2 pseudogenes are annotated in these 2,166 nt (G+C 49.3%); both read left to right on the top strand.

Annotated features, from left to right (window positions below):
- Window positions 1-93: 93 nt before the first annotated feature.
- Window positions 94-2,037, top strand: a pseudogene (gene fdnG, locus P771_RS16020) (formate dehydrogenase-N subunit alpha); the annotation flags it as partial.
- 13 nt (window positions 2,038-2,050) lie between these two features.
- Window positions 2,051-2,166, top strand: a pseudogene (locus tag P771_RS19080) (4Fe-4S dicluster domain-containing protein); the annotation flags it as partial.

Raw genomic sequence — 2,166 nt, 5'->3', positions numbered from 1 at the left:
TTCCTTCTGAGGTTTGGATCAACAAACCCAGTACTAAAGAGAATGTTGCTTAAACTATTGTGAAATGTGTCTCACTTTCATTGACACGTTCCGCTTCTAAAAAAACACTATCAAAGATACACTCTGGATCGGGTTTCCCAAACCACAGGCACACCCAAGGAAAAGCTGCAGGAGATTTACAAGGTCTACTCCGCAACAGGCAAACCTGACAAATCCGGAACCAACACCTATGCCATGGGGTGGACTCAGCATACCGTAGCTGTCCAGTTGATCAGGACCATGTCCATGATTCAACTTTTACTGGGCAATGTTGGAAACGCCGGCGGAGGAATAAATGCCCTTCGGGGAGAATCAAATGTCCAGGGGTCAACAGACAGCGCTCTGCTTTACCACATCATTCCGGCCTACAACCCGACCCCAAGGGCCACCTGGCCTACACTGGGTGACTACAACAAGGCAAACACCCCGGTAAGCAATGATCCCAAGAGTGCCAACTGGTGGCAGAATCGTCCCAAATATGTGGCCAGCCTCTTAAAGGCCATGTATCCGGACAAAAGTCCCTCTGAAAGCTATCAATATATGCCAAAACTTGACCAGGGACAGGACTGCTCCTGGCTGGTCATGTTTGATCACATGCTCCAGGGTAAATTCAAAGGTTTCTTTGCATGGGGGATGAATCCTGCTGTCAGTGGTGCTCATACCAACAAAACCAGAGAAGCTTTGACCAAGCTGGACTGGCTGGTCAATGTCAACATCTTTGACAATGAGACCGGATCATTTTGGAAAGGCCCTGGAATGGATCCTTCCAAGATTAAAACAGAAGTATTTATGCTTCCGGCTGCAGTCTTCTATGAAAAAGAAGGTTCCATCACCAACTCCGGACGCTGGGCTCAGTGGCGTTATCAGGGGCCCAAGCCTCTTGGAAACACTAAGCCCGATGGGGACATGATGGTAATGCTGACCAACCGGCTCAAAGAACTTTATCGTTCTGAGGGTGGTGTTTTTCCTGAACCAATTGAAAATTTCACTCAGCTGGTTGCCACAGGCAATACATTAGATCCTGATAAAATGGCCAGACTTCAGAACGGACATTTTACCAGGGACATCACCATTGATGGAAAAACCTATCAGGCAGGAAGTCAGGTTCCTGGTTTTGGAATGCTACAGGATGATGGCTCAACAGCTTGCGCCAACTGGCTGTATTGCGGGTCCTACACTGAATCGGGCAACATGATGACCAGGCGAGACAAGTCCCAGACCGATATGCAGGCCAAGATTGGTCTATTTCCGAACTGGTCCTGGTGCTGGCCCATGAACAGACGCATTCTCTATAACCGGGCTTCAGTAGACAAACAGGGCAGACCATATGCACCAGACAAGGCAGTTATAAAGTGGGAGAACAACAGCTGGAAAGGAGACGTTCCAGATGGTCCCTGGGCCCCCAGTGAAAGGCATCCATTCATCATGACCAGTGAAGGTTTTGGCCGACTATTCGGACCTGGACTCGTGGATGGCCCTTTTCCAGAACATTATGAACCACTGGAATGTCCATTTGACGAACAACCTTTTTCCAACCAGCTCCACAACCCTACAGCCCTTCACTTTTCCGGTCCGCTGGAAAAAATTGCTGCCTGTGATCCCCGATATCCCTTCATAGGTACAACCTATCGAGTTACTGAACACTGGCAGTCTGGGGTTATGACCAGATGGACTCCCTGGCTATTGGAATGTCATCCTGAACTGTTTGCTGAGATTGATCCCTTACTGGCCAGACTTCGAGGCATCAATAACGGCGACAAGGTCATTGTTGAGAACGTCCGAGGTCAGGTTGAGGCAGTGGCTATAGTTAGCCCTAGACTTCAGCCATACAAAGTAATGGGACAGCACCTGCATATGGTTGGCTTGCCATGGCATTACGGATGGCTCTACCCCAAGGACAGCGGAGATGCTGCCAATCTTCTCACTCCGGCAGTAGGCGATCCCAACACCGGTATTCCCGAAACCAAGGCCTTCATGGTCAACATTCGCAAAAAGTAAGGAGGAATGACTGATGGATGGAAAAGGTTTTTTTATAGATCTTACCAAGTGCACAGCCTGTCGTGGATGCCAGGTCGCATGCAAGCAGTGGCACAAGCTGCCGGCTGAAGAAACCCGTAACTGGGGTTC

The sequence above is a fragment of the Desulfonatronovibrio hydrogenovorans DSM 9292 genome, assembly GCF_000686525.1.
Classification (GTDB): domain Bacteria; phylum Desulfobacterota; class Desulfovibrionia; order Desulfovibrionales; family Desulfonatronovibrionaceae; genus Desulfonatronovibrio; species Desulfonatronovibrio hydrogenovorans.
Note: the sequence above shows the minus strand (reverse complement) of the source record. Positions and strands in the feature narration are given on the sequence as shown.